Source organism: Streptomyces sp. WAC 06738 (assembly GCF_003945505.1).
Classification (GTDB): Bacteria; Actinomycetota; Actinomycetes; order Streptomycetales; family Streptomycetaceae; genus Streptomyces.
Genome location: NZ_CP029618.1, coordinates 806,058 through 830,080, shown reverse-complemented (window position 1 = coordinate 830,080; position 24,023 = coordinate 806,058). Strand labels below are relative to the sequence as shown.

20 protein-coding genes and 1 pseudogene are annotated in these 24,023 nt (G+C 74.1%); 18 read left to right on the top strand and 3 right to left on the bottom strand.

The window, feature by feature from the left end; genetic code table 11:
- Positions 1–15 precede the first annotated feature (15 nt).
- Positions 16–2,388, bottom strand: a complete 2,373-nt coding sequence (locus DMB38_RS03255; protein WP_125933868.1) for a protein kinase — start codon at positions 2,386–2,388, stop codon at positions 16–18.
- Positions 2,385–4,964 carry a serine/threonine-protein kinase gene (locus DMB38_RS03250; RefSeq protein ID WP_125933867.1) on the bottom strand — a complete coding sequence of 860 codons (2,580 nt, stop codon included), beginning with the start codon at positions 4,962–4,964 and terminating at the stop codon, positions 2,385–2,387. The genes DMB38_RS03255 and DMB38_RS03250 overlap by 4 nt, the downstream gene beginning before the upstream one ends.
- A 190-nt stretch (positions 4,965–5,154) precedes the next feature.
- Here DMB38_RS03250 and DMB38_RS03245 point away from each other — a divergent pair, with 190 nt between their 5' ends.
- From DMB38_RS03245 to nusB, 5 genes and pseudogenes are all read left to right on the top strand, one after another.
- Positions 5,155–5,370, top strand: coding sequence for a hypothetical protein (locus DMB38_RS03245; protein ID WP_240661954.1), 216 nt, complete (start codon positions 5,155–5,157; stop codon positions 5,368–5,370).
- Between the two features lie 146 nt (positions 5,371–5,516).
- Positions 5,517–6,254: an AAA family ATPase gene (locus DMB38_RS03240; protein ID WP_078898136.1), complete on the top strand. Its 738-nt coding sequence runs from the start codon at positions 5,517–5,519 to the stop codon at positions 6,252–6,254.
- A gap of 133 nt (positions 6,255–6,387) precedes the next feature.
- A complete protein-coding gene (locus DMB38_RS03235; RefSeq protein WP_125933866.1) occupies positions 6,388–7,494 on the top strand; it encodes an aminopeptidase P family protein in 1,107 nt (368 codons plus the stop codon).
- 66 nt (positions 7,495–7,560) lie between these two features.
- Positions 7,561–8,127, top strand: coding sequence for an elongation factor P (gene efp / locus DMB38_RS03230; RefSeq protein WP_047014700.1), 567 nt, complete (start codon positions 7,561–7,563; stop codon positions 8,125–8,127).
- A gap of 1 nt (position 8,128) precedes the next feature.
- A pseudogene (gene nusB, locus DMB38_RS36580) lies at positions 8,129–8,554 on the top strand (transcription antitermination factor NusB); the annotation flags it as partial.
- Between the two features lie 364 nt (positions 8,555–8,918).
- Here the strand turns inward: nusB and DMB38_RS03220 are convergent.
- Positions 8,919–9,422, bottom strand: a complete 504-nt coding sequence (locus tag DMB38_RS03220) for a transcriptional regulator (protein WP_018836716.1) — start codon at positions 9,420–9,422, stop codon at positions 8,919–8,921.
- Between the two features lie 227 nt (positions 9,423–9,649).
- Here DMB38_RS03220 and pyrR point away from each other — a divergent pair, with 227 nt between their 5' ends.
- The 13 genes from pyrR (at position 9,650) to metK (ending at position 24,015) form a co-directional block, all read left to right on the top strand.
- Positions 9,650–10,210 (top strand): bifunctional pyr operon transcriptional regulator/uracil phosphoribosyltransferase PyrR, encoded by a 561-nt coding sequence (gene pyrR / locus DMB38_RS03215; RefSeq protein WP_047014698.1) that lies wholly within the window; start codon positions 9,650–9,652, stop codon positions 10,208–10,210.
- 93 nt (positions 10,211–10,303) lie between these two features.
- Positions 10,304–11,323, top strand: coding sequence for an aspartate carbamoyltransferase catalytic subunit (locus tag DMB38_RS03210; protein ID WP_125933864.1), 1,020 nt, complete (start codon positions 10,304–10,306; stop codon positions 11,321–11,323).
- Entirely contained in the window at positions 11,320–12,615 is a 1,296-nt protein-coding gene (locus DMB38_RS03205; protein WP_125933863.1) for a dihydroorotase, read from the top strand. The genes DMB38_RS03210 and DMB38_RS03205 overlap by 4 nt, the downstream gene beginning before the upstream one ends.
- Positions 12,612–13,217 (top strand): hypothetical protein, encoded by a 606-nt coding sequence (locus DMB38_RS03200; RefSeq protein ID WP_047014695.1) that lies wholly within the window; start codon positions 12,612–12,614, stop codon positions 13,215–13,217. The genes DMB38_RS03205 and DMB38_RS03200 overlap by 4 nt, the downstream gene beginning before the upstream one ends.
- Positions 13,214–14,383: a glutamine-hydrolyzing carbamoyl-phosphate synthase small subunit gene (gene carA / locus DMB38_RS03195; RefSeq protein ID WP_125933862.1), complete on the top strand. Its 1,170-nt coding sequence runs from the start codon at positions 13,214–13,216 to the stop codon at positions 14,381–14,383. Before DMB38_RS03200 ends, carA begins: the two co-directional genes overlap by 4 nt.
- Positions 14,376–17,696 (top strand): carbamoyl-phosphate synthase large subunit, encoded by a 3,321-nt coding sequence (gene carB / locus DMB38_RS03190; RefSeq protein ID WP_047014693.1) that lies wholly within the window; start codon positions 14,376–14,378, stop codon positions 17,694–17,696. Before carA ends, carB begins: the two co-directional genes overlap by 8 nt.
- A gap of 84 nt (positions 17,697–17,780) precedes the next feature.
- Positions 17,781–18,950, top strand: coding sequence for a quinone-dependent dihydroorotate dehydrogenase (locus DMB38_RS03185; RefSeq protein WP_125933861.1), 1,170 nt, complete (start codon positions 17,781–17,783; stop codon positions 18,948–18,950).
- A complete protein-coding gene (gene pyrF, locus DMB38_RS03180) occupies positions 18,947–19,798 on the top strand; it encodes an orotidine-5'-phosphate decarboxylase (protein WP_125933860.1) in 852 nt (283 codons plus the stop codon). Before DMB38_RS03185 ends, pyrF begins: the two co-directional genes overlap by 4 nt.
- Before the next feature lie 207 nt (positions 19,799–20,005).
- Positions 20,006–20,329, top strand: coding sequence for an integration host factor (locus tag DMB38_RS03175; protein WP_018836707.1), 324 nt, complete (start codon positions 20,006–20,008; stop codon positions 20,327–20,329).
- A gap of 38 nt (positions 20,330–20,367) precedes the next feature.
- Complete coding sequence (gene gmk / locus DMB38_RS03170; RefSeq protein ID WP_047014690.1) at positions 20,368–20,961, top strand: guanylate kinase; 594 nt, start codon at positions 20,368–20,370, stop codon at positions 20,959–20,961.
- Between the two features lie 31 nt (positions 20,962–20,992).
- Positions 20,993–21,265: a DNA-directed RNA polymerase subunit omega gene (rpoZ, locus tag DMB38_RS03165; protein WP_018836705.1), complete on the top strand. Its 273-nt coding sequence runs from the start codon at positions 20,993–20,995 to the stop codon at positions 21,263–21,265.
- A 90-nt stretch (positions 21,266–21,355) separates the two neighbouring features.
- A complete protein-coding gene (coaBC, locus tag DMB38_RS03160; RefSeq protein WP_125933859.1) occupies positions 21,356–22,585 on the top strand; it encodes a bifunctional phosphopantothenoylcysteine decarboxylase/phosphopantothenate--cysteine ligase CoaBC in 1,230 nt (409 codons plus the stop codon).
- Positions 22,586–22,803: 218 nt separating this feature from the next.
- On the top strand, positions 22,804–24,015 hold the full coding sequence (gene metK / locus DMB38_RS03155) for a methionine adenosyltransferase (protein WP_018836703.1): 1,212 nt from the start codon (positions 22,804–22,806) through the stop codon (positions 24,013–24,015).
- Positions 24,016–24,023 lie beyond the last annotated feature (8 nt).

The following is a 24,023-nucleotide window of genomic DNA, read 5'->3' as shown; positions in this document are numbered from 1 at the left end:
GTACCGTACGGACCGTCAGCCGCCGTCCGGGACGGCGTAACCCTCCGCGCCCGTCGCCCGCCGGCCGACGAACGACACCACGCGGTCGCCGGCCGCGGCCACCCGCCGGTCCGTCGGATCCTCGAACGCGGCGGGCAGCGTGCCGTCGCCCACGACCTCGCCGTCGGCCAGCGCGTACTCCACCAGGTGCACCTCGTCCTCGTCGCTGAACTCGGCCCGCACGGTGACCGTTTCGCCGTCCATCGCCAGGACCGAAGGCGCGCCGAAGGCCACCCCCACGTCCCACCGGACCTTGCCGGTCACGGCGTCCACGGCCGCCAGCCGGTACGGCGCGACCACGCTCGGCGCTTCGGCGGCGACGACCACGGTGTCGCCGTGTGCGCCGATCCACGGGATGTCGGTGTTCTCGTCGCCGCTCAGGCTCAGCTCGCCGAAGGGCGCGGCCACCGGGATCTCGTGGTGGTTCCTGCCGGTCCGGTCGATGACCAGCAGCGCGTTCGCGCTGCCGTCGCCGCCGCGGCCCAGCTCGACCGAGACCGGCTCCGCGGTGAGCGGCCACGACTCCGTGGCGTTGCGGGGGAGTTCGAAGCGCCAGCGCTCCTCGCCGGTGGCCGAGTCCAGCTCCACGACCGTGTTGGGGTTGCCGGCCCGGCCGCAGGTCTCCATCAGCACCGTCGTGCGCGGCCCGGTCAGCGCGTCGGACAGATGGCAGCCGTCGATGCCCTCGGTGCGCTGCCAGCGCTCGTCCCCCGTGCGCGGATCGAAGCCCAGCACCCCCTCCTCGGCGGCGACGACCAGCCGCCCGCCGGACATGCCGAGCGCCGGGCCGCGGGTCGAGGAGCCGCCGGTCTCGCGGTGCCACAGCAGCCGGCCGGTGGCGGTGTCGACGGCGCCGACCACGCCGCAGTCGTCCAGGTCGTCGTCCTCGTCGCCGTAGACGACCGCGCCGATCCCGTCGTACGTGGCGGTGCGGCCGCGGGACGTCTGGCACGCCACCGCCGAGCCCCGCGGCGGCGGCACGGACCAGAGCCGGTCGCCGCTGCCGGGGTCGAGTCCGACGGTGCCGCGGGCGTCGGTGCGGGCGGCGGCGTGCCCGGTGAGCCAGCCGCCGACCAGGGCGGTCCGGTCGCCGGTTCCGCTGACCGGGGCGCGCCAGTCGCGGACCCGGTCGCCCGCGGCGGTGACGTCGGCGGGGGAGTCGGCGGCGGGACCGGAGGGCTCGGGCGCGGCGGTACGGCCGTCGTCCCCGTCGCCGCCGGGGGTACGGGACGAGGAGGAGCCCTGCCCGGCGGCGCCCTGCCCGCCGTCGCTCTCCGGGAGCAGGAGGAACCCGGCGGCCAGCAGCGCGGCCGCCGTCGTCGCCGCCGTGGCGGCGAGGGCCGCGGGCCGGGCCGCCAGCCGGCGTAACCTGCCCGCCCTGCCCGCGCTGCCTCTGGCCGGGGGCGCGGCTGACGCGGGGGAGCGGGGTGGCGCCAGCGGGTACGACGTGGTGGCACCGCTGACCGCCGGCGACTGCTCCGGCGCCGCGCGCTCCGCCGTCCGCTCCGCCGGCTCCGGTTCCGGCGGCTCCGCCGCGCGCGCCGCCGCGATCACCTGTGCCGGCGTCGGCCGGTCCGCCGGCTCGCGGGCCAGGCAGGCCCGTACGAGATCCGCCAACTCGGCCGGCACCCCGGTCAGATCGGGCGTGCCGTGCACCGTCCAGTACGCCAGCGTCGCCGCGGGCGCGTCGCCGTACGGGGGCCGCCCGGTGGCGGCGTACAGCAGCACCGCGCCCAGCGAGTACACGTCGCCCGCCGGGCCCACCGGGCCGTCGCCGACGAGTTGTTCCGGCGACGCGTAGCCGAGGGTGCCGATGGCCATGCCGGTGCCGGTGAGGGCGGTGGCGTCGGCGGCGCGGGCGATGCCGAAGTCGATGACGCGCGGCCCGTCGTCGGCGAGGAGGACGTTCGACGGCTTCAGGTCGCGGTGCACGATCCCGGCGGCGTGCACCACGACGAGCGCTTCGCCGAGCGCCGCCGCCAGCGAGCACAGCCGGCGCGGCGGGAGCGGCCCGTCCGCCGCCACCGCCTGCGCCAGCGAGGGGCCGGGCACGTACTGCGTGGCCAGCCAGGGCGTCGGGTCGTCGGGCCCGGCCGCGACGAGCGGCACGGTGAAGAAGCTCAGCACCCGGCGCGCGGCTTCGGCCTCCTGGCGGAAGCGCGCCCGGAACTCGGGGTCGGCGGCCAGTTCCTCGTGCACCAGCTTGAGCGCCACGTGCCTGCCGTCGTCGGCGCGCGCGAGGTGCACCTCGCCCATGCCGCCCGCGCCGAGGAGCCGCACCAGCCGGTACGGGCCGACGCGCGCGCCGGCGTCCCGCGCGCCCGGCTCCGCCCCCCGCGGCGTACTCATGCGCCCGGCGCGGACAGCAGCGCCATGCCCTCGGTGTCGGTCGGCGAGTCGAAGATGATCACGGTGTCCTCTCGCGCCAGCAGGGCGTCGACGTGGGGAATCTGCAGGGGGAGGGTGCCGCCGGTGTCCGCGGCCCCGTCCGCCAGGGCCAGCCGCAGCAGCGGGATGCGGCCGAGGACCTTCTCCGAGCTGCCCAGGAGCACGCCGTCGTCGCCCACGCCGTAGACGGCGCCGAGGGCGTCGCCCGGCAGGGTGCGGTGCCAGCGCCACGTGCCGGTGCGCGCGTCGTACGCCGCGACGCCGAAGACCGGCCGCGTCTCGGGTCCCGCGGAGTAGGTGGTGACGAGGGTGTCGCGCCACCCGAGCAGTTCCGGGGCGAGCGTCTCGCCGTAGTTGCTCGTGAGGACGGAGCCGAACGGCTGTGTGCCCGCGAGCGGTGCGTGCGCCGTCCCGTCCGGGGCGAAGACCTGGAGCGGCAGCTCGTCGGAGTCCTCCAGGTAGGTCCGTACGGCGACGGGCTCGACCGTCTCGATGTTGCCCCCGGTGACACCCGCGCCCAGCTCGGTCGACCAGCGCACGGTGCCGTCCGCCGCGTTGAGCTGCGCGACGCGCATCCGGCCTGTGCTCGGCTGGTCGGCGCGCCGCCGGTCGTCGCCGCCGCCGTCGCAGAAGGTGATCATGGCGACGCTCGTCCGCCCGGCGGCGGCGTCGCCGAGCGCGCACCCGTCGCCGTCCTCCGGGGTACGCAGCCACACGGGCCTGCCGTCGCCGAGGGCGTAGCCGACGAGGCCGGAGTACGAGCGGACGACGACCCGTTCGCCCACGATGCCGACCGTCGTGCTCACCGCGTCGTCGCCGCCTTTCGGGGGCCGCAGCCCGGTGCGCCAGACGGTCGCGCCGGTGCCGGTGTCGAGGACGGCGAGCCGGTCGCAGCCCTCGCCGGCCTCGGCGGAGGTGCCGTACGCCACGGCGCCCCGGCCGCCGCTCGTGGCCGGCGACATGGCGCACGGCACCAGCCCCTCGGCCGGTGGCGTCGCGGTCCACCGCAGGTCGCCGTCGTCGCGGTCGTAGCCGCGGACGTCGTGCTCGTCGGCCCGCACGACGGTGTCGCCGGCGAGCCAGACGCCGAGCAGGCCGCGGCTCCTGGTCTCGTTGACGCCCTCGCCCGCCGCGGGCTCTTCCGGCCGGTTGTCCCAGGCCACGGACCACTCGCCGGTGGCGAGGGAGACGCCGTCGACGGGGCTGGCGGGCGCGGGCAGGGCGCGATCGCCCCCGGGCCCGGCGGGGTTGGTGACGGGCGACCCGGACGCCGCGGGCCGGCCGCGGCCGTCGGCGCCCGGCGGCGGTCCGCCGCCCGGGTCGTCGCCGTCGCCGCCGCGCAGCAGGGCGGCGGTGAGCACGGCGGTGGCGGCGAGTACCACGGCGCCGGCGAGCACCACGCGCCGCCGCCGGGGGCGGCGGGCGTACCGGAGCGCGTCGGCCGTGGCGGGCGGCCCCGGCAGGGCACGGCTCCCGCCGCCGAGGCCGGGCGGCGGCCCGAAGACTCCCGCGGGCCCGGCGGCTTCCGGCGATGCGGGCACGTGGCGGGGGCGGCCCACGGGCGGCCCGGAGCCGCCGCCGGGCCCGGCGGCATCCCGTACGGTCGCGGCCCCGCCCGCACCGCCGTCCGGCGGCGGCAGGTCCCCGCGGCCGGCCCCCGCGGTGGCCTCGTCCGGTACGGACCCCGCCCCCCGGTCCCGTACCGCGTCCGCCGCGAACGCCCACGACACCCCGCCCGCCGGCCCCGCCTCCGCCGCGACCGCCGCCACCGCAGGACGTCCGCCCGGGTCCTTCGCCAGGCACCCGGCCACCAACTCCCGCAGTCCCTCCGGCACTCCGGCGAGATCCGGCTCCCCGTGCACCGTCCGATAGGCCACCGCGTGCGCCGGACCGTCGCCGAACGGCCGCCGCCCTGTCGCCGCCGTCGCCAGCACCGCGCCCAGCGCGAACACGTCGCAGGCAGGCGTCGAGACGCCCTCCGTCAGGTGCTCGGGCGCCGCGTACCCGGCCGTGCCCATCAGCACGCCGGTCCCCGTCAGCCGCGTGGCGTCCGCCGCCCGGGCCACGCCGAAGTCGATGACGCACGGCCCCGCCGCGCCCACGATCACGTTCGCCGGCTTGAGGTCCCGGTGCACGATCCCCGCCGCGTGGATCGCCCCCAGCGCCGTCGCCAGCGCCGCGGCCAGGGCCCGCAACCGCCCCTCGGCCAGCGGCCCGTGGGCCCGCAGCAGCGCGGCCAGCGTCGGCCCCTCGACGTACGCGGAGGCCAGCCACGGCCGTTCCGCGTCCGGGTCCGCCGCCAGCAGCGCCGCCGTGCAGGGGCTCGCCACCGCCCCCGCCGCGGCCACCTCGCGGGCGAACCGGACGCGGAACTCGGGGTCGCGGGCGAGGAAGGAGTGCACGACCTTCACGGCCGCGGGGCGTCCGGCGGCGTCGCGGGCGAGGAACACCTGTCCCATGCCGCCGCGGCCCAAGGGCCGCACGACACGGTACGGGCCGAACCACCGCCCGCCGTCCGCCTCCTGCCCAGCACCCATGCGCCGCCCCCTTCGCCGGTCCCCGAGTCTCCCCGGATGACTAGAGACGCCCCGTACCGCCATTGGAGTTCCGGATCTTCTTTTCGCCGCGAAGGCGTAACCTCCCGGCGCCCGCCGCGGATAGGAAGTCCGGGACATCTGAGTCCCCGTCAGAAACACTCGTACACACCGACGACGAGGAGAGACAGGAATGCGCGTATGGGCGCGGGTGGCGGTCGCGATGGTCGCGGCGCCGGCGGGAGTGGGACTGCAGGCCGGGGTCGCGACCGCCGACGAGCACTACAACGGCGGCAGCGTCTCGAACGGGTCGAGCTTCGCCCTCCTCCGCACGGGGCAGATCGACGACCCGATGGAGGACGTGCTGGAGCACTTCCTCCTGGTCGGCGGAAAGCACACCTGGGACTAGGCCGGCACGGGGCTCCTGGCAGGATCGTTCCCACCATGGCGGGTCGTGCGGGTACCGTGCGGGGCTAAGGCAGCCCCGGACCGCGGTACGGCCATGACCAGCCGGGCGTCGGTACGTGACGGGTCACAGAGCAGAGGGTGCACGGGATGCAGCACGCAGTGGGGGTTCCGCAGCCGCCCCAGGGCAGACCTGGCCCTGCCGGTCCGCCGCCGCCGGCGGCCGGGCCGCATGACGCGGTGGAGACGACCGGCCACATCAAGCTCCCGGTCGGCGGCCCCGTGGCCCTGCCCAGCCCGCCGCCCGCACCCATGCCGCACGGCGCACCGCCACCGACGGTGGCGGTGCTGCTCATCGGCCCGGCCGGGGCCGGCAAGACCACCGTCGCGCGCTACTGGGCGGACACCCGCAGGGCGCCGACCGCCCACATCAGCCTCGACGACGTACGCGAGTGGGTGCGCGCCGGCTTCGCCGACCCGCAGGCCGGCTGGACCGACCACTCCGAGGCGCAGTACCGTCTCGCCCGCCGCACCTGCGGCTTCGCCGCCCGCAACTACCTGGCCAACGGCATCTCCTGCATCCTCGACGACGCCGTCTTCCCCGACCGCCCCGTGGTCGGCCTCGGCGGCTGGAAGCGGCACGTCGGCCCCGGGCTGCTGCCCGTGGTGCTGCTGCCGGGACTGGAGTCCGTCCTCGCCCGCAACGCCGCGCGCACCGGCAACCGGCGGCTCGCGGACGAGGAGGTGGCCCGCATCCACGGCCGGATGGCCGGCTGGTACGGGTCCGGCCTGCCGATCATCGACAACTCCCACCACGACGTGCCCGCGACCGTACGGATGCTCGACGACGTCGTCGGGCGCAGCCTGGCGAGCCCCCCGGCCTGGTAGCCGGGGCACCCGGCGCGAGGCCCGCCGGGGCCGGCGGACCCCGTACCGACGGCGTGGCGTGCCGCGCCGGGCCCCGTGCCCGTACGGACGCGCTCCGGCGGCCCGGGACCCCGGGCCGCCCTAGGCTCGGATCATGCCCGAGGTACACGCTGCCCGCCGTACCCGGCTGCGCTCCCACTGCGAGGCGGCCGGCGGCGACGCCGTGCTCGTCTCCCGGCCGGCGAACATCACCTACCTCACCGGCTGCGCCCCGCCGGGGGCCGTCCTGCTGCTCGGCGCCGGCGAGGACATCCTCGTACGCCCCGGCGACCCCGCACTGGACCCGGCCGGCGCTCCGCAGCCGGACGACCTGCGGATCCACGCCCTCGGCGGCCCCGAAGGGGACGCCGCCGTCGCGGCCACCGGGCTCGCCGCCGCGAGCGGGGCCACGACGCTGGCCGTCGAGGAGCACCACCTGACCGTGGCCCGGCACCGCGCCCTGGCCTCCGTCGCGCCCCGGCTGGCGCTGATGGACCTCTCCCGCGCCGTGGAGCAGCAGCGCCTCGTCAAGGACGACGAGGAGATCGCCTGCCTGCGGATCGCCGCCGAGATCGGCGACCAGGCGCTGGGCGAGCTGCTGGAGTCCATCCTCGTCGGCCGTACGGAACGGCACCTGGCGCTGGAGCTGGAGCGGCGGCTGGTCGACCACGGCGCCGAGGGGCCGGCGTTCCCCACCGCCGTCGGCACCGGGCCGCACGCCGGCCGCGCCGGGCACGTACCGACCGACCGGCGGGTGGAGGAGGGCGACTTCCTCACCGTCTGCCTGGGCGCGCGCTACCGCGGCTACCGCTGCGAGATCGGCCGCACCTTCGTCGTCGGCACCGCCCCCGACGACTGGCAGATCGAGCTGTACGACCTGGTCTTCGCCGCGCAGCGGGCCGGCCGGGAGGCGCTGACGCCGGGCGCGGAGTACCGCGAGGTGGACCGGGCGGCGCGCCAGGTGCTCACCGCGGCCGGACACGGCGACGGCGTCGGTCCCTTCACCGGCCACGGGGTGGGACTCGAAATCGACGAGGACCCGCGGCTGGCCCCGGGGGCGATGGGTAAACTGGACGCTCGTGTGCCGGTCACCGTCGAGCCGGGAGTCCATCTCCCCGGCCGGGGCGGGGTCCGGATCGACGACACGCTCGTCGTCCGCTCGCCGGCGGACGGCGGTCCCGAGCTACTCACCATCACGACGAAGGAACTGCTCGCGCTCTGACCCCGGCCGGGTCCCGGGCGAACCGGGCCTCCTTCGTCGTCCACGCAGTCCAGGAGATTTCGCGACGTGGCCACCACGAACGACCTCAAGAACGGCTTGGTGCTCAAGCTCGACGGCGACCAGCTCTGGTCCGTCGTCGAGTTCCAGCACGTGAAGCCCGGCAAAGGCCCTGCCTTCGTCCGTACGAAGCTGAAGAACGTGCTCTCCGGCAAGACCGTCGACAAGACGTTCAACGCCGGAGTGAAGGTCGAGACGGCCAACGTCGACCGCAGGGACATGCAGTTCTCGTACAAGGACGGCGAGTACTTCGTCTTCATGGACATGGAGACGTACGACCAGGTCCACATCGACCCCAAGACCGTCGGGGACACCGCCAACTACCTGCTGGAGGGCTTCGACACCACCGTGGCGCTGCACGAGGGCACGCCGCTCTACGTCGAGCTGCCCGCGGCCGTCGAGCTGACCATCGCGCAGACCGACCCGGGGGTGCAGGGTGACCGCTCCACCGGCGGCACCAAGCCGGCCGAGCTGGAGACCGGGTTCTCCATCCAGGTCCCGCTCTTCATCACCACGGGCGAGAAGATCAAGGTCGACACCCGCTCCGGCGAGTACCTCGGCCGCGTGAGCGGCTGACGTGGCCGCACGGAACACGGCGCGCAAGCGCGCGTTCCAGATCATCTTCGAGTCCGACCAGCGCGGCGCGCCCGCGGGGCAGGTGCTGGAGGACTGGATCCGGCTGGGGCGGACCGATCCCCGGCAGCCGCCGGTCGGCGACTTCACCCGGCGGCTGGTCGAGGGCTACGCGGAGCACGCCGCCCGGATCGACGAGCTGCTGAGCTCGTACTCGGTCGGCTGGACCCTGGACCGGATGCCGGTGGTGGACCGCAGCATCCTGCGTCTGGGGGCGTACGAGCTGATCTGGGAGGACGAGACGCCGGACGCGGTGGTGATCGACGAGGCGGTGCAGCTCACCAAGGAGTTCTCCACGGACGACTCCCCGGGCTTCGTCAACGGCCTGCTGGGCCGGCTCCAGGAGCTGAAGCCGCGGCTGCGCAGGGACACGGACGAGGGCCCGGCGGCGGCAGCGGAGGCGGTCCCGGAGCCGGGAGCGGACGCGCTCGGCGCGTCGGCGCCCCGGGCGGACCGGGATGCCGCTGCGGACCCGGGCCGTGACACCGCAGCCGACGGGAGCCGGAGCGCGGCGCGGGACGAGAGCGGCGACGGTACGGCCACCGGGGACTCCGGCGACGCCGCGGCGGAGCAGGTGCCCGGAGCCGCCCCGGCGGAGGACGTGCCGGACGGCGCACGGTCCGACGCCGGCTAGCGCCCCGCGCGCCTCTTACGCGGACTGCCGCCGTCGGCGGACCGGGCCCGGACGGGCCCGGTCCGCCGACGGCGGCACGTTTCTGCAGGTGAGGCGCGGGTCAGGCGTCTTCGTGCACCACGACGGCGCGGCGGGCGTCGGCGTCCAGGACGCCCCAGCCGATGAGCTGCTCGGTCAGCACCGAGGGGGACTGGTCGTAGATCACGGCGAGCGTGCGCAGGTCGTCCTGGCGGATGGAGAGGACCTTGCCGTTGTAGTCCCCGCGCTGGCTCTGGATCGTCGCCGCATAGCGCTGCAGCGGGCCCGCCTTCTCCGCGGGGATCTGGGCCAGGCGCTCCAGGTCCAGCACGAGCTTCGGCGGCGGCTCCGCGGCCCCGCCGGGCGCCGAACCCGGGAGAAGCTCCTGCACCGGCACCCCGTAGAAGTCCGCCAGCTCGGCCAGGCGCTGCACGGTGACCGCACGGTCCCCGCGCTCGTACGACCCGACGACGACGGCCTTCCAGCGCCCCTGGGACTTCTCCTCCACGCCGTGCAGTGAGAGGCCCTGCTGGGTACGGATGCCCCGGAGCTTGGCCCCGAGCTGTTTGGCGTATTCGCTGGACATATGGCTCCCCGGACGACAGTCTGGTAACTCACTGTGAGGTTACGCAGCGTAACTTGGCTTCGTCAAGCGGAAGATTCATCCGGTCGCCACCCATCGGGGTGGTGCGCGCGCGGCGGTGGAGCGGCGGAGCCCCGGCGTCGGTGGTGTCCGGCCGCGCTGTTACGGTAGAGGGGACCTGACGTCCTTTAACGCCCGTCCTGTGAGGCGGGGAAGGGGGTCCTTTTCGTATGGACACGCACAGCCCTGAACCGGCGCGGCCCGTCCTGGAGGCGCCGGACATCCAGCGGGTGCTGACCCGCATCGCGCACGAGATCGTGGAGCGCACCAAAGGCGCCCACGACGTGGTGCTCCTGGGCATCCCGACCCGCGGCGTGTGGCTCGGCCACCGGCTCGCCGCGAAGCTCGAAGAGATCACCGGCAGCAAGTTCGGCCAGTCGGGCGTCGGCTCGCTCGACATCACGATGTACCGCGACGATCTGCGCATGGGCCCGCCCCGCGCGCTCGCCCGCACCGACATCCCCGCGGAGGGGATCGACGGCCGGCTGGTGGTGCTCGTGGACGACGTGCTCTTCTCCGGACGCACGATCCGCGCCGCGCTCGACGCCCTGAACGACATCGGCAGGCCGCGGGCGGTCCAGCTCGCCGTCCTCGTCGACCGGGGCCACCGCGAGCTGCCCATCCGCGCCGACTACGTCGGCAAGAACCTCCCCACGTCGCTGCGGGAGACGGTCCGCGTCCAGCTCACCGAGGAAGACGGCCGCGACGCCGTGCTGCTCGGCTCCAAGTAGGACGCCCGCCCCGCCCGCCGGCCGGCGGGGGCGTACGCCCCCGTGAGCCGCGGCGCGCGACCCGCCGTACCCACGACACCCCGGAGCATCCCAGTGAAGCGCCATCTCATCTCGGCCGCCGACCTGTCCCGCGACGACGCCGTGCTGATCCTCGACACCGCCGAGGAGCTGGCCCGGATCGCGGACCGGCCCATCAAGAAGCTGCCCACCCTGCGCGGCCGCACCGTGGTCAACCTCTTCTACGAGGACTCCACGCGCACCCGCATCTCCTTCGAAGCCGCCGCCAAGCGGCTCTCCGCCGACGTCATCAACTTCTCCGCCAAGGGCTCGTCGGTCTCCAAGGGCGAGTCCCTGAAGGACACCGCCCTGACCCTGGAGGCCATGGGCGCCGACGCCGTCGTCATCCGCCACCACGACTCCGGCGCCCCGCACCGGCTGGCCACCTCCGGCTGGATCAACGGCTCCGTCGTCAACGCGGGCGACGGCACCCACGAGCACCCCACGCAGGCGCTCCTCGACGCCTTCACCATGCGCCGCCACCTGGCGCCCGGCACCGGCGGCGGCCTCGACGGCCGCCGGATCACGGTCGTCGGCGACATCCTGCACAGCCGGGTCGCCCGCTCGAACGTGCTGCTGCTGCACACCCTCGGCGCCGAGGTCACCCTGGTCGCGCCGCCCACGCTGGTGCCGGTCGGCGTGGAGAACTGGCCGTGCGAGGTCTCGTACGACCTGGACGCCGTGCTGCCGAAGTCCGACGGCGTGATGATGCTGCGGGTGCAGCGGGAGCGGATGAACGCCGCGTTCTTCCCCACCGAGCGCGAGTACGCCCGCCGCTACGGCCTCGACGGCGACCGGATGGCGCGCATGCCCGAGCACGCCCTCGTCATGCACCCGGGCCCGATGAACCGCGGCATGGAGATCACCGCCGAGGTCGCCGACTCGCCCCGCTGCACCGCCGTCGAGCAGGTCGCCAACGGCGTCTCCATCCGCATGGCCGTGCTCTACCTGCTGCTCGGCGGCGCGCCGGGCGAGGCCCCCGCCGCAGCCCCGGCCGCCACCCCCGCCGCCACCCCCGCCCCGACCACCGCACGCACCGAGGAGACCGACCGATGAGCAAGACCCTGATCCGCGGCGCGAAGATCCTCGGCGGCGAGGCCCGGGACGTCCTGATCGACGGCGAGACCGTCGCCGAGGTCGCCGAGCCCGGCGTGGCGCTGCCGGCCGGCGGCGCCGAGGTGGTCGAGGCCGCCGGGCACATCCTGCTGCCCGGCCTGGTCGACCTCCACACCCACCTGCGCGAGCCCGGCCGCGAGGACTCCGAGACCGTCCTGACCGGCACCCGCGCCGCCGCGAAGGGCGGCTTCACCGCCGTCCACGCGATGGCCAACACCTTCCCCGTCGCCGACACCGCGGGCGTCGTGGAGCAGGTCTGGCGGCTCGGCCGCGAGTCCGGCTACTGCGACGTGCAGCCGGTCGGCGCCGTCACCGTGGGCCTGGAGGGCAAGCAGCTCGCCGAGCTGGGTGCCATGCACGAGTCCGCGGCCGGCGTCGTGGTCTTCTCCGACGACGGCAAGTGCGTGGACGACGCCGTGATCATGCGCAGGGCGCTGGAGTACGTGAAGGCGTTCGACGGCGTCGTCGCGCAGCACGCGCAGGAGCCGCGGCTGACCGAGGGCGCCCAGATGAACGAGGGCGTCGTCTCCGCCGAGCTGGGCCTCGGCGGCTGGCCCGCCGCGGCCGAGGAGTCGGTCATCGCCCGGGACGTGCTGCTCGCCGCCCACGTCGACTCCCGCGTGCACGTCTGCCACCTGTCCACCGCCGGCTCGGTGGAGATCGTGCGCTGGGCGAAGTCCAAGGGCTGGCGGGTCACCGCCGAGGTCACGCCGCACCACCTGCTCCTCACCGACGAGCTGGTCCGCTCCTACGACCCCGTCTACAAGGTCAACCCGCCGCTGCGCACCGAGACCGACGTACGCGCCCTGCGCGAGGCGCTGGCCGACGGCACCATCGACTGCGTCGCCACCGACCACGCCCCCCACCCGCAGGAGGACAAGGACTGCGAGTGGGCCGCCGCCGCCATGGGCATGGTCGGCCTGGAGACGGCGCTCTCCGTCGTGCAGCAGACGATGGTCGACACCGGGCTGCTCGACTGGCCGGGCGTCGCCGACCGGATGTCCTTCCGCCCCGCCGCCATCGGCCGCCTCGACGGCCACGGCCGCCCCGTCGCCCCCGGCGAGCCCGCCAACCTCACCCTGCTCGATCCGGCCTACCGTGGTCGGGTGGATCCGCACAGCTTCGTCTCCCGCAGCCGCAACACCCCGTACGCGGGCCGCGAGCTGCCCGGCCGGGTCACGCACACCTTCCTGCGCGGCCGGGCCACCCTCGCCGGAGGTGAGCCCGTATGAGGCTCGCCACCCTCCTCGCCGAGGAGCCGCGGTCGCAGCCGGTGACCGACTGGGCGGCGCGCATCGGCTGGGTCGTCGGCCTGATCCTCTTCATCGCGCTCGTCTACTGGCTGATGCGCGAGGGCTGGAAGTGGCGCGGCCAGCTCCAGTCCGGCATTCCGGACCTGCCCGCGATCCCCGAGGAGACCGGGGAGGTACGGCTGGAGCTCACCGGCCGCTACCACGGCACGACCGCCGCCGGGCAGTGGCTCGACCGCATCGTCGCCCACGGCCTGGGCGTACGCAGCCGCGTCGAGCTGACCCTCACCGAGCAGGGCCTGGCGGTCGTACGCCCGGGGGCCGCGGACTTCTTCGTCCCCGCCGCGCACCTGCGCGGCGCCCGGCTCGACAAGGCCATCGCGGGCAAGGTCCTCACCGAGGGCGGCCTGCTGGTGGTCACCTGGGCCCACGGCGGCGCGGAGTACGACTCCGGGTTCCGCTCAGACCACGCCGCCGAGCACGCCGCCTGGGTGGCGGCGCTCGGCGCCCGGACGACCGAGAACGCTCCCGCCGACGCCGCCGCGAGCACCGCAGACAGCACCACCACGGAAGGCACACGATGACCGCAGCCCACCGCGGCCAGGAGAGCCCCGCCGTACTCGTCCTCGAAGACGGCCGCAGCTTCCGCGGCCGCGCCTACGGAGCGACGGGGGAGACCTTCGGCGAAGCCGTGTTCTCCACCGGCATGACCGGCTACCAGGAGACCCTGACCGACCCCTCGTACCACCGCCAGGTCGTCGTCATGACCGCCCCGCACGTCGGCAACACCGGCGTCAACGACGAGGACGCCGAGTCCGCCCGCATCTGGGTCTCCGGCTACGTCGTGCGCGACCCCGCCCGCGTCCCCTCGAGCTGGCGCGCCACCCGCTCCCTCGACGAGGAGCTGCGCCGCCAGGGCGTCGTCGGGATCTCCGGCGTCGACACCCGGGCGATCACCCGGCACCTGCGCGAGCGCGGCGCCATGCGCGTCGGGATCTTCTCCGGCGACCGGATCGCGGACCCGGACGCGATGCTCGCCAGGGTGCGGGTGCAGGAGCAGATGAAGGGCGCGGACCTCGCGCCCGAGGTCGCCACCGACGAGCCGTACGTCGTCCCCGCGATCGGCGCGAAGCGCTTCACCGTCGCCGCCCTCGACCTCGGCATCAAGGGCATGACGCCCCGGCGCATGGCCGAGCGCGGCATCGAGGTGCACGTGCTGCCCGCCACCGCCACGGTCGAGGAGGTCTACGCGACCGGGCCCGACGGCGTGTTCCTCTCCAACGGCCCCGGCGACCCGGCCGCCGCCGACCTCACCGTGGTCCGCGCGGTGCTGGAGCGCGGCACGCCGCTCTTCGGCATCTGCTTCGGCAACCAGCTCCTCGGCCGCGCCCTGGGCTTCGGCACGTACAAGCTGAAGTACGGCCACCGCGGCATCAACCAGCCCGTCCAGGACCGCACCACGGGCCGGGTCGAGGTCACCGCGCACAACCACGGCTTCGCCGTGGACGCCCCCCTGGACGAGATCACCGAGACCCCGTACGGGCGCGCCGAGGTGAGCCACGTGTGCCTCAACGACCGGGTGGTCGAGGGCCTGCGGCTGCTGGACCGGCCGGCGTTCTCCGTCCAGTACCACCCCGAGGCGGCCGCCGGGCCGCACGACGCCGCCTACCTCTTCGACCGCTTCGTCCAGCTCATGGCCGCTCAGCCGGCCCGGACAGCACCGCCAGCACAGGGAGCCCAGCGTGCCTAAGCGCACCGATATCCGGTCCGTCCTGGTCATCGGCTCGGGCCCGATCGTCATCGGCCAGGCCGCCGAGTTCGACTACTCCGGCACCCAGGCGTGCCGCGTGCTCAGGGCCGAGGGCCTGCGCGTCATCCTGGTCAACTCCAACCCGGCGACGATCATGACCGACCCGGAGATCGCCGACGCCACGTACGTCGAGCCGATCACCCCCGAGTTCGTCGAGAAGATCATCGCCCGCGAGCGCCCCGACGCCCTGCTGCCCACCCTCGGCGGGCAGACCGCGCTCAACACCGCGGTCTCGCTGCACGATTCCGGGGTGCTGGAGAAGTACGGCGTGGAGCTGATCGGCGCCAACGTCGAGGCCATCCAGAAGGGCGAGGACCGCGACCAGTTCAAGGAGGTCGTCGCCGAGGTCCGGCGCAAGACCGGGCACGGCGAGTCCGCGCGCTCGGTGATCTGCCACACGATGGACGAGGTGCTGGCGGGCGTCGACGGGCTCGGCGGCTACCCCGTGGTCGTCCGGCCCTCCTTCACCATGGGCGGCGCCGGCTCCGGCTTCGCCCACGACGAGGAGGAACTGCGCCGTATCGCGGGCCAGGGGCTCGCGCTCTCGCCGACGACCGAGGTGCTGCTGGAGGAGTCCATCCTCGGGTGGAAGGAGTACGAGCTGGAGCTGATGCGCGACAAGCACGACAACGTCGTGGTCGTCTGCTCCATCGAGAACCTCGACCCCATGGGCGTGCACACCGGCGACTCCGTGACCGTCGCCCCGTCGATGACGCTCACCGACCGTGAGTACCAGATCCTGCGCGACATCGGCATCGCCGTCATCCGCGAGGTCGGCGTCGACACCGGCGGCTGCAACATCCAGTTCGCGGTCGACCCGGCGGACGGCCGGGTCGTCGTCATCGAGATGAACCCGCGCGTCTCCCGCTCCTCGGCGCTCGCCTCCAAGGCCACCGGCTTCCCGATCGCCAAGATCGCCGCGAAGCTGGCCGTGGGCTACACCCTGGACGAGATCCCCAACGACATCACCCGCGAGACCCCCGCGTCCTTCGAGCCCACGCTCGACTACGTGGTGGTGAAGGTGCCCCGCTTCGCCTTCGAGAAGTTCCCCGCCGCCGACGCGACGCTCACCACCACGATGAAGTCCGTCGGCGAGGCCATGGCCATCGGCCGCAACTTCACCGAGGCGCTGAACAAGGCGCTGCGCTCGGTCGAGAAGAAGGACGCACCCTTCGACTTCGCCGGCCCGCCGCCGGGTCCCGGGGAGAAGGCCGCGCTGCTGGAGAAGGCCGCCGTGCCCACGGACGGCCGGCTGAACACCGTGATGGCCGCGATCCGGGCCGGCGCCACCGAGGCGGAGGTGCACGAGGCGACGCGGATCGACCCGTGGTTCGTCGACCAGTTCTTCCTCATCAAGGAGGTCGCCGACGAACTGGCCGCCGCGGACCACCTCGGCCCGGACCTCCTCGCGTACGCCAAGCGCCACGGCTTCTCCGACGCCCAGATCGCCGGCGTCCGGGGGCTGCGCGAGGACGTGGTGCGCGAGGTGCGGCACGCGCTGGGCGTACGCCCGGTGTACAAGACCGTCGACACCTGCGCCGCCGAGTTCGCGGCCCGTACCCCGTACCTCTACTCCTCGTACGACGAGGAGACCGAGGTCGCCCCGCGCGAGCGGCCCGCGGTGATCATCCTCGGCTCCGGGCCCAACCGCATCGGCCAGGGCATCGAGTTCGACTACTCCTGCGTCCACGCCTCCTTCGCCCTCGGCGAGGCGGGCTACGAGACCGTGATGGTCAACTGCAACCCGGAGACCGTCTCCACCGACTACGACACCTCCGACCGGCTGTACTTCGAGCCGCTGACGCTCGAGGACGTGCTGGAGGTCGTGCACGCCGAGACCCAGGCGGGCCCGGTCGCCGGCGTTCTCGTGCAGTTGGGCGGGCAGACCCCGCTGGGGCTGGCGCAGGCGTTGAAGGACAACGGCGTGCCCGTCGTGGGCACGTCGCCGGAGGCGATCCACGCCGCCGAGGACCGCGGCGTGTTCGGCCGCGTGCTCGCCGAGGCGGGGCTGCCGGCGCCCAAGTACGGCACCGCGTTCTCCTTCGCCGAGGCCAAGAAGATCGCCGCCGGGATCGGCTACCCGGTCATGGTGCGGCCGTCGTACGTGCTCGGCGGGCGCGGCATGGAGATCGTCTACGACGAGCCGTCGCTGGCCGCGTACCTGGAGCGGCACGCCGGGCTCATCTCCGAACACCCCGTCCTCGTCGACCGGTTCCTCGACGACACCATCGAGATCGACGTCGACGCGCTCTACGACGGCCACGAGCTGTACCTCGGGGGCGTCATGGAGCACATCGAGGAAGCCGGCATCCACTCCGGCGACTCCGCCTGCGCGCTGCCCCCCATCACCCTCGGCGGGCACGACATCAAGCGGCTGCGCGCCTCCACCGAGGCCATCGCGCGCGGTGTCGGCGTCCGCGGGCTGATCAACATCCAGTTCGCGCTGGCCGGGGACATCCTCTACGTCCTGGAGGCCAACCCGCGCGCCTCGCGCACCGTCCCCTTCACCTCCAAGGCCACGGCCGTCCCGCTGGCCAAGGCCGCCGCCCGCATCTCCCTCGGCGCCACCGTCGCCGAGCTGCGCGCGGAGGGCATGCTCCCGGCCACCGGCGACGGCGGCACGCTGCCGCTGGACGCGCCGATCTCGGTGAAGGAGGCCGTGCTGCCGTGGACCCGCTTCCGCGACATCCGCGGCCGCGGCGTCGACACCGTGCTCGGCCCGGAGATGCGCTCCACCGGCGAGGTCATGGGCATCGACAGCGTCTTCGGCACGGCGTACGCCAAGTCGCAGGCCGCCGCCTACGGCGCGCTGCCCACCCGGGGCCGCGCGTTCGTCTCGGTCGCCAACCGGGACAAGCGCTCGATGGTCTTCCCGGCCCGCGAGCTGGTCCAGCACGGCTTCGAGCTGCTGGCCACCTCCGGCACCGCGGAGGTGCTCAGGCGCAACGGCATCGCCGCGACCGTCGTACGCAAGCACTCGCAGGGCCCGGGGCCCGACGGCGAGCGCACGATCGTGCAGTTGATCCACGACGGCGCCGTCGACCTCATCGTCAACACGCCGTACGGCACCGGCGGCAGGCTCGACGGGTACGACATCCGTACCGCCGCCGTCGCCCGCGGCGTGCCGTGCCTGACGACCGTCCAGGCGCTGGCCGCCGCCGTCCAGGGCATCGAGGCGCTCACCCGCGGCGAGGTGGGGGTGCGCTCCCTGCAGGAGCACGCCGGGCACCTCACCGAGGCCCGCGCCCGCTAGCCGCCGCCCCCGAGTCGTCCCGTGCCCCCGCCGGTCCGCCACCGGCCGGCGGGGGCACGGCACCCGAAGCAGCCGAAGGTCCTCATGTATCCCTTGCTCTTCCACAGCGTCCTCTCCCGGCTGGACTCCGAGCGGGCCCACCGCCTGGCGTTCGCGGCCATCCGCGCCGCCGCCGCCGCACCCGGCGTGCGCAGCGCGGTCCGCGTCACCGCGGCCCCCCGCCACCCCGAACTCCGCGTCCACGCGCTCGGCATCGACTTCCCCGGCCCCTTCGGGCTCGCCGCGGGCTTCGACAAGAACGCCGTCGGCATCGACGGACTGACCATGCTCGGTTTCGACTTCGTCGAGGTCGGCACCGTCACCGCGCGCGCCCAGCCGGGCAACGAGCCGACCCGGCTCTTCCGGCTGATCCCGGACCGGGCCCTGGTCAACCGGATGGGCTTCAACAACGACGGCTCGGCCGCCGTCGCCGCCCGGCTGGCCCGCCGCCGGTACGGGCAGCGCACCCCGTACCGGCCCAACGCCGTCGTCGGCGTCAACATCGGCAAGACCAAGGCCGTCCCCGAATCGGGTGCCGTCGCCGACTACGTCACCTCCGCGGAACGGCTCGCGGGACACGCCGACTACCTCGTCGTCAACGTCTCTTCGCCGAACACCCCGGGACTGCGCGACCTCCAGGCCGTCGACCACCTGCGCCCGCTGCTCGAAGCGGTCCGCGCCGCCGCCGACCGCGTCGCGGGCGGCACCGCCAGGGCCGCCGCGCCGGGCACCCCCGGGCGCGTACCGCTGCTGGTCAAGATCGCCCCCGACCTCGCGGACGAGGACGTCGACGCGGTCGCAGACCTGGCCGTGGAACTGGGCCTCGACGGCATCATCGCCACCAACACCACCATCGCCCGCGAAGGGCTCGTCACCGCGCGCTCCCGGGTCGAGTCCATCGGCGTCGGCGGCCTGTCGGGGGCGCCGCTGCGGCGCCGCTCCCTGGAGGTGCTGCGCCGCCTCTACGCGCGCGTGGGCGCGCCCGCCGAGCACGGGATCGTGCTCGTCGGCGCCGGCGGCATCGAGACCGCCGAGCACGCCTGGGAACGGATCCTCGCCGGCGCCACCCTCGTCCAGGGCTACAGCGCCTTCGTCTACGAGGGCCCGCTGTGGCCCCGCAGGATCCACCGCGGCCTGGCGGAGCTGCTGGCCGCGTCCCCGTACGCCACTCTCGCCGACGCCGTCGGCGCCGACGCCAGGAAGGCGACCGCATGAGCCCCGAGCCCGCCGAGCCCTTCGGCCGCCGCCTGCACCGGGCGACGGCCGCCCGCGGCCCGCTCTGCGTCGGCATCGACCCGCACGCCGCCCTGCTGGCCCGCTGGGAGCTGCCGGACGATCCGGCGGGTCTGGAGCGGTTCGCGATGACCGCCGTCGAGGCGCTGGCCGACCGCGTCGCCGTGCTCAAGCCGCAGTCCGCGTTCTTCGAGCGCTTCGGCTCCCGCGGCGTCGCCGTGCTGGAGAAGGCGGTCGCGGCGGCGCGGGCGGCCGGGGCGCTGGTCCTCATGGACGCCAAGCGCGGCGACATCGGCTCGACGATGGGCGGCTACGCCGCCGCGTACCTCGGCGAGGACGCCCCGCTGCGCTCCGACGCGCTGACCGTCACCCCTTATCTCGGGTACGAGTCGCTGCGCCCCGCGCTGGACGCCGCCCACGCCGCGGGCGCCGGCCTCTTCGTCGTCACGCTCACCTCCAACCCGGAGGGCGCCGAGGTGCAGCGCGCCGCCGTCCACGGCGCGCACGGCGCACGAACCGTCGCGCAGACGATGCTGGACCACATCGCCGCCGAGAACCGCGGTGCCGAGCCGCTCGGTTCGGTCGGCGCCGTCGTCGGCGCCACTCTCGCCGAAGCCGGCGCCGACCTGGCCGTGGGCGGCCCGCTGCTGGCCCCCGGGATCGGCGCCCAGGGCGCCGCGCCCGCCGACCTTCCGCGGGTCTTCGGGGCCGCGCTGCCCCAAGTCCTGCCCAGCGCAAGCCGGTCGGTGCTGGCGCACGGACCGGATATCCGGAGGCTGCGGTCGGCGGCCGAACAATTGGCCGATGACGTACGGAACATATACCCATAAACCGGGTCATATACCCAGAACTTGCCGCGGAACTTGAGTCTGACCAGGACTTTTCGTCTGTTCTCGCTGACTGGCGCGTTCTCGGCCGCTAGTCTCCGTCATCAGAGCGCGGGCGCCAGCGCGTTGCTCGTTGCTCCGCAGGTGCGGGGCCACTAGGTTCCACACCGTTCCATATCCGATTAGTTCGACATCCGAGGTGACGTAGGCGTGGCTCTTCCGCCCCTTACCCCTGAACAGCGCGCAGCCGCGCTCGAGAAGGCCGCAGCGGCTCGCCGGGAGCGCGCCGAGGTCAAGAATCGGCTGAAGCACTCCGGCGCTTCCCTGCACGACGTCATCAAGCAGGGCCAGGAGAACGACGTCATCGGCAAGATGAAGGTCTCCGCCCTGCTTGAGTCCATGCCCGGCGTGGGCAAGGTGCGTGCCAAGCAGATCATGGAGCGTCTCGGCATCTCCGAGAGCCGTCGGGTGCGCGGTCTGGGCTCCAACCAGATCGCCTCGCTGGAGCGCGAGTTCGGCAGCACCGGTTCCTGACGTTCCGAGGCACTTCCGGAAACCGGGATAATCGCTGCATGAGTACAGCCTTCTCCCGGGGGGCGGCCCCCGTCCCGCCGGCAGATCGTCCGCGGCTGACCGTGCTCTCCGGCCCCTCGGGGGTCGGCAAGAGCACGGTCGTCGCGCATCTGCGCAAGGTCCATCCCGAGGTGTGGCTCTCGGTCTCCGCGACGACCCGCAGACCCCGCCCCGGCGAGCGGCACGGCGTCCAGTACTTCTTCGTCAGCGACGACGAGTTCGACAAGCTCGTCGCCAACGGCGAGCTGCTGGAGTGGGCGGAGTTCTCCGGCAACCGGTACGGGACCCCGCGCGGGCCCGTGCTGGAGCGGCTGGACGCCGGCGAGCCCGTGCTGCTGGAGATCGACCTCCAGGGGGCGCGGCTGGTCCGGGAGAGCATGCCCGACGCGATGCTGGTCTTCCTCGCCCCGCCGAGCTGGGACGAGCTGGTCCGCCGGCTCACCGGGCGCGGCACGGAGCCGCCGGAGGTCATCGAGCGCCGGCTGGCCGCGGCGCGGACCGAGCTGGCGGCCGAGGAGGAGTTCGACACGACCCTTGTCAACACCTCCGTCGAGGACGTCTCCGCCGAGCTGCTAGCCTTGATGCAGGTTTGATTCGTGAAGTTCCACTGGAAGGCTGGATAGGTTGTCCTCTCCCATCACCGCGCCCGAGGGCATCATCAACCCGCCGATCGACGAGCTGCTTGAGGCGACCGACTCCAAGTACAGCCTCGTGATCTACGCGGCGAAGCGCGCGCGGCAGATCAATGCGTACTACTCTCAGCTCGGCGAGGGCCTGCTGGAGTACGTCGGCCCGCTGGTGGACACCCACGTGCACGAGAAGCCGCTGTCCATCGCGCTCCGCGAGATCAACGCGGGTCTGCTGACCTCCGAGGCCACCGAGGGCCCCGCGCAGTAGGCATCCCTCATCCACCGGGCCCGGCAGCGCGGCTGCCGGGCCCGTGGTGTGTCATGGGGGGTGGAGACGACGAGCGGCGGGGAGCGGAGCATGGCGGAAGCGGCGAAGGAAGCGGCACCGGCCGAGGTGGTGCTGGGCGTCAGCGGTGGCATCGCGGCGTACAAGGCGTGCGAGCTGCTGCGGCTCCTCACCGAGTCGGGCCACGCGGTACGGGCCGTGCCCACGGCCGCCGCGCTCCATTTCGTCGGCGAGGCCACCTGGGCGGCGCTCTCCGGCCGCCCCGCCGCCACCGAGACCTGGGCGGACGTGCACGAGGTCCCGCACGTGCGGATCGGCCGCCGGGCCGACCTCGTGGTCGTCGCCCCCGCCACCGCCGACGTGCTCGCCAGGGCCGCCCACGGCCTGGCCGACGACCTGCTGACGAACACCCTGCTCACCGCCTCCTGCCCGGTCGTCTTCGCGCCGGCCATGCACACCGAGATGTGGGAGCACCCCGCCACCCAGGCCAACGTGGCCACGCTGCGCGCCCGCGGCGCCGTCGTCATCGAGCCCGCCGTCGGCCGGCTCACCGGCGCCGACACCGGCAAGGGCCGGCTGCCGGAGCCGGCGGAGATCTTCGAGGTCTGCCGCCGCGCGCTCGCCCGCGGCGCCGGGGGCCTGGCCCCCGACCTCGCCGGCCGGCACGTCGTCGTCAGCGCCGGCGGCACCCGCGAGCCGCTGGACCCCGTGCGCTTCCTCGGCAACCGCTCGTCCGGCCGCCAGGGCTACGCCCTGGCCCGTACCGCCGTGGCCCGCGGCGCCCGGGTCACGCTGCTGGCGGCGAACACCGCGTTGCCCGATCCCGCGGGCGCCGACATCGTGCGCGTGGGCACCACCGTGGAACTCCAGGAGGCCGTGGTGAAGGCCGCGGCCGACGCCGACGCCGTCGTCATGGCCGCGGCCGTCGCCGACTTCCGCCCGGTCGCGTACGCCACCGGCAAGATCAAGAAGAAGGACGACCGCGAGCCGGACCCGATCACCCTCACCCGCAACCCCGACATCCTCGCCGGGATCTCCGCCGCCAGGCCGCGCCCCGGGCAGGTCGTCGTCGGCTTCGCCGCCGAGACCGACGACGTGCTCGCCAACGGCCGCGCCAAGCTCGCCCGCAAGGGCTGCGACCTGCTCGTCGTCAACGAGGTGGGGGAGACCAAGGCGTTCGGCTCCGACGGCAACGAGGCCGTGGTGCTCACCGCCGACGGGCGCGAGGTGCCGGTGCCGTTCGGGCCCAAGGAAGCGCTGGCCGACGTGGTGTGGGACCTCGTGGCGGAACGGTTCGGCTGAGCCGCCCCCGGCCGACACTCCGGCAGATTATTGCTGCTTTCCGGGGGAACTCCTGCGGGAACCTGCTGTTCCCCAGGTCAACGGGCATCCAGGGACCGAGACGGGTTGTCCCTGGAGCGAGACTCCCGGATAAAATGGCCCGCGGGCCCGTCCCGGAAGTGCCCGGCCCGGGTTCCGCAACCGATCAGCCAGCAGCCGCTGCAACCGTGGGGAGCGATGTGTCCCGCCGTCTTTTCACCTCGGAGTCCGTTACCGAGGGCCACCCCGACAAGATCGCTGACCAGATCAGCGACGCCATCCTCGACGCCCTGCTCAAGGACGACCCGCACTCGCGCGTCGCGGTCGAGACGCTGATCACCACCGGCCAGGTGCACGTGGCCGGCGAGGTGACCACCTCCGGTTACGCCGACATCGCGACCCTCGTGCGGAACAAGATCCTGGAGATCGGGTACGACTCGTCGAAGAAGGGTTTCGACGGCGCCTCCTGCGGTGTCTCCGTGTCCATCGGCGCCCAGTCGCCGGACATCGCCCAGGGTGTGGACACCGCGTACGAGAGCCGGGTCGAGGGATCCGGCGGCGACGACCTCGACCTCCAGGGCGCCGGCGACCAGGGCCTGATGTTCGGCTACGCCTGCGACGAGACGCCCGAGCTGATGCCGCTGCCCATCCACCTGGCGCACCGGCTCTCCGCCCGGCTCAGCGAGGTCCGCAAGAACGGGACCATCCCCTACCTGCGCCCCGACGGCAAGACGCAGGTCACCATCGAGTACAACGGCGACAAGGCGGCCCGGCTCGACACCGTCGTCGTCTCCTCGCAGCACGCCTCCGACATCGACCTGGACTCGCTGCTGACGCCCGACATCCGCGAGTTCGTCGTGGAGCCGGAGCTGAAGGCGCTCCTCGACGACGGCATCAAGCTGGACACCGAGGGCTACCGCCTGCTGGTGAACCCCACCGGCCGGTTCGAGATCGGCGGCCCGATGGGCGACGCCGGGCTCACCGGGCGCAAGATCATCATCGACACCTACGGCGGCATGGCCCGCCACGGCGGCGGCGCCTTCTCCGGCAAGGACCCGTCCAAGGTCGACCGCTCCGCCGCGTACGCCATGCGCTGGGTCGCGAAGAACGTCGTGGCCGCAGGGCTGGCTTCGCGCTGCGAGGTGCAGGTGGCGTACGCGATCGGCAAGGCCGAGCCGGTCGGGCTCTTCGTCGAGACCTTCGGCACCGCGACGGTCGACGTCGAGAAGATCGAGAACGCGATCTCCGAGGTCTTCGACCTCCGCCCGGCGGCGCTCATCCGCGACCTGGACCTGCTGCGCCCGATCTACTCCCAGACCGCCGCGTACGGCCACTTCGGCCGCCCGCTGGCCGACTTCACCTGGGAGCGGACCGACCGCGTCGACGCGCTGCGCAAGGCCGCCGGCATCTGAGCGCCCAT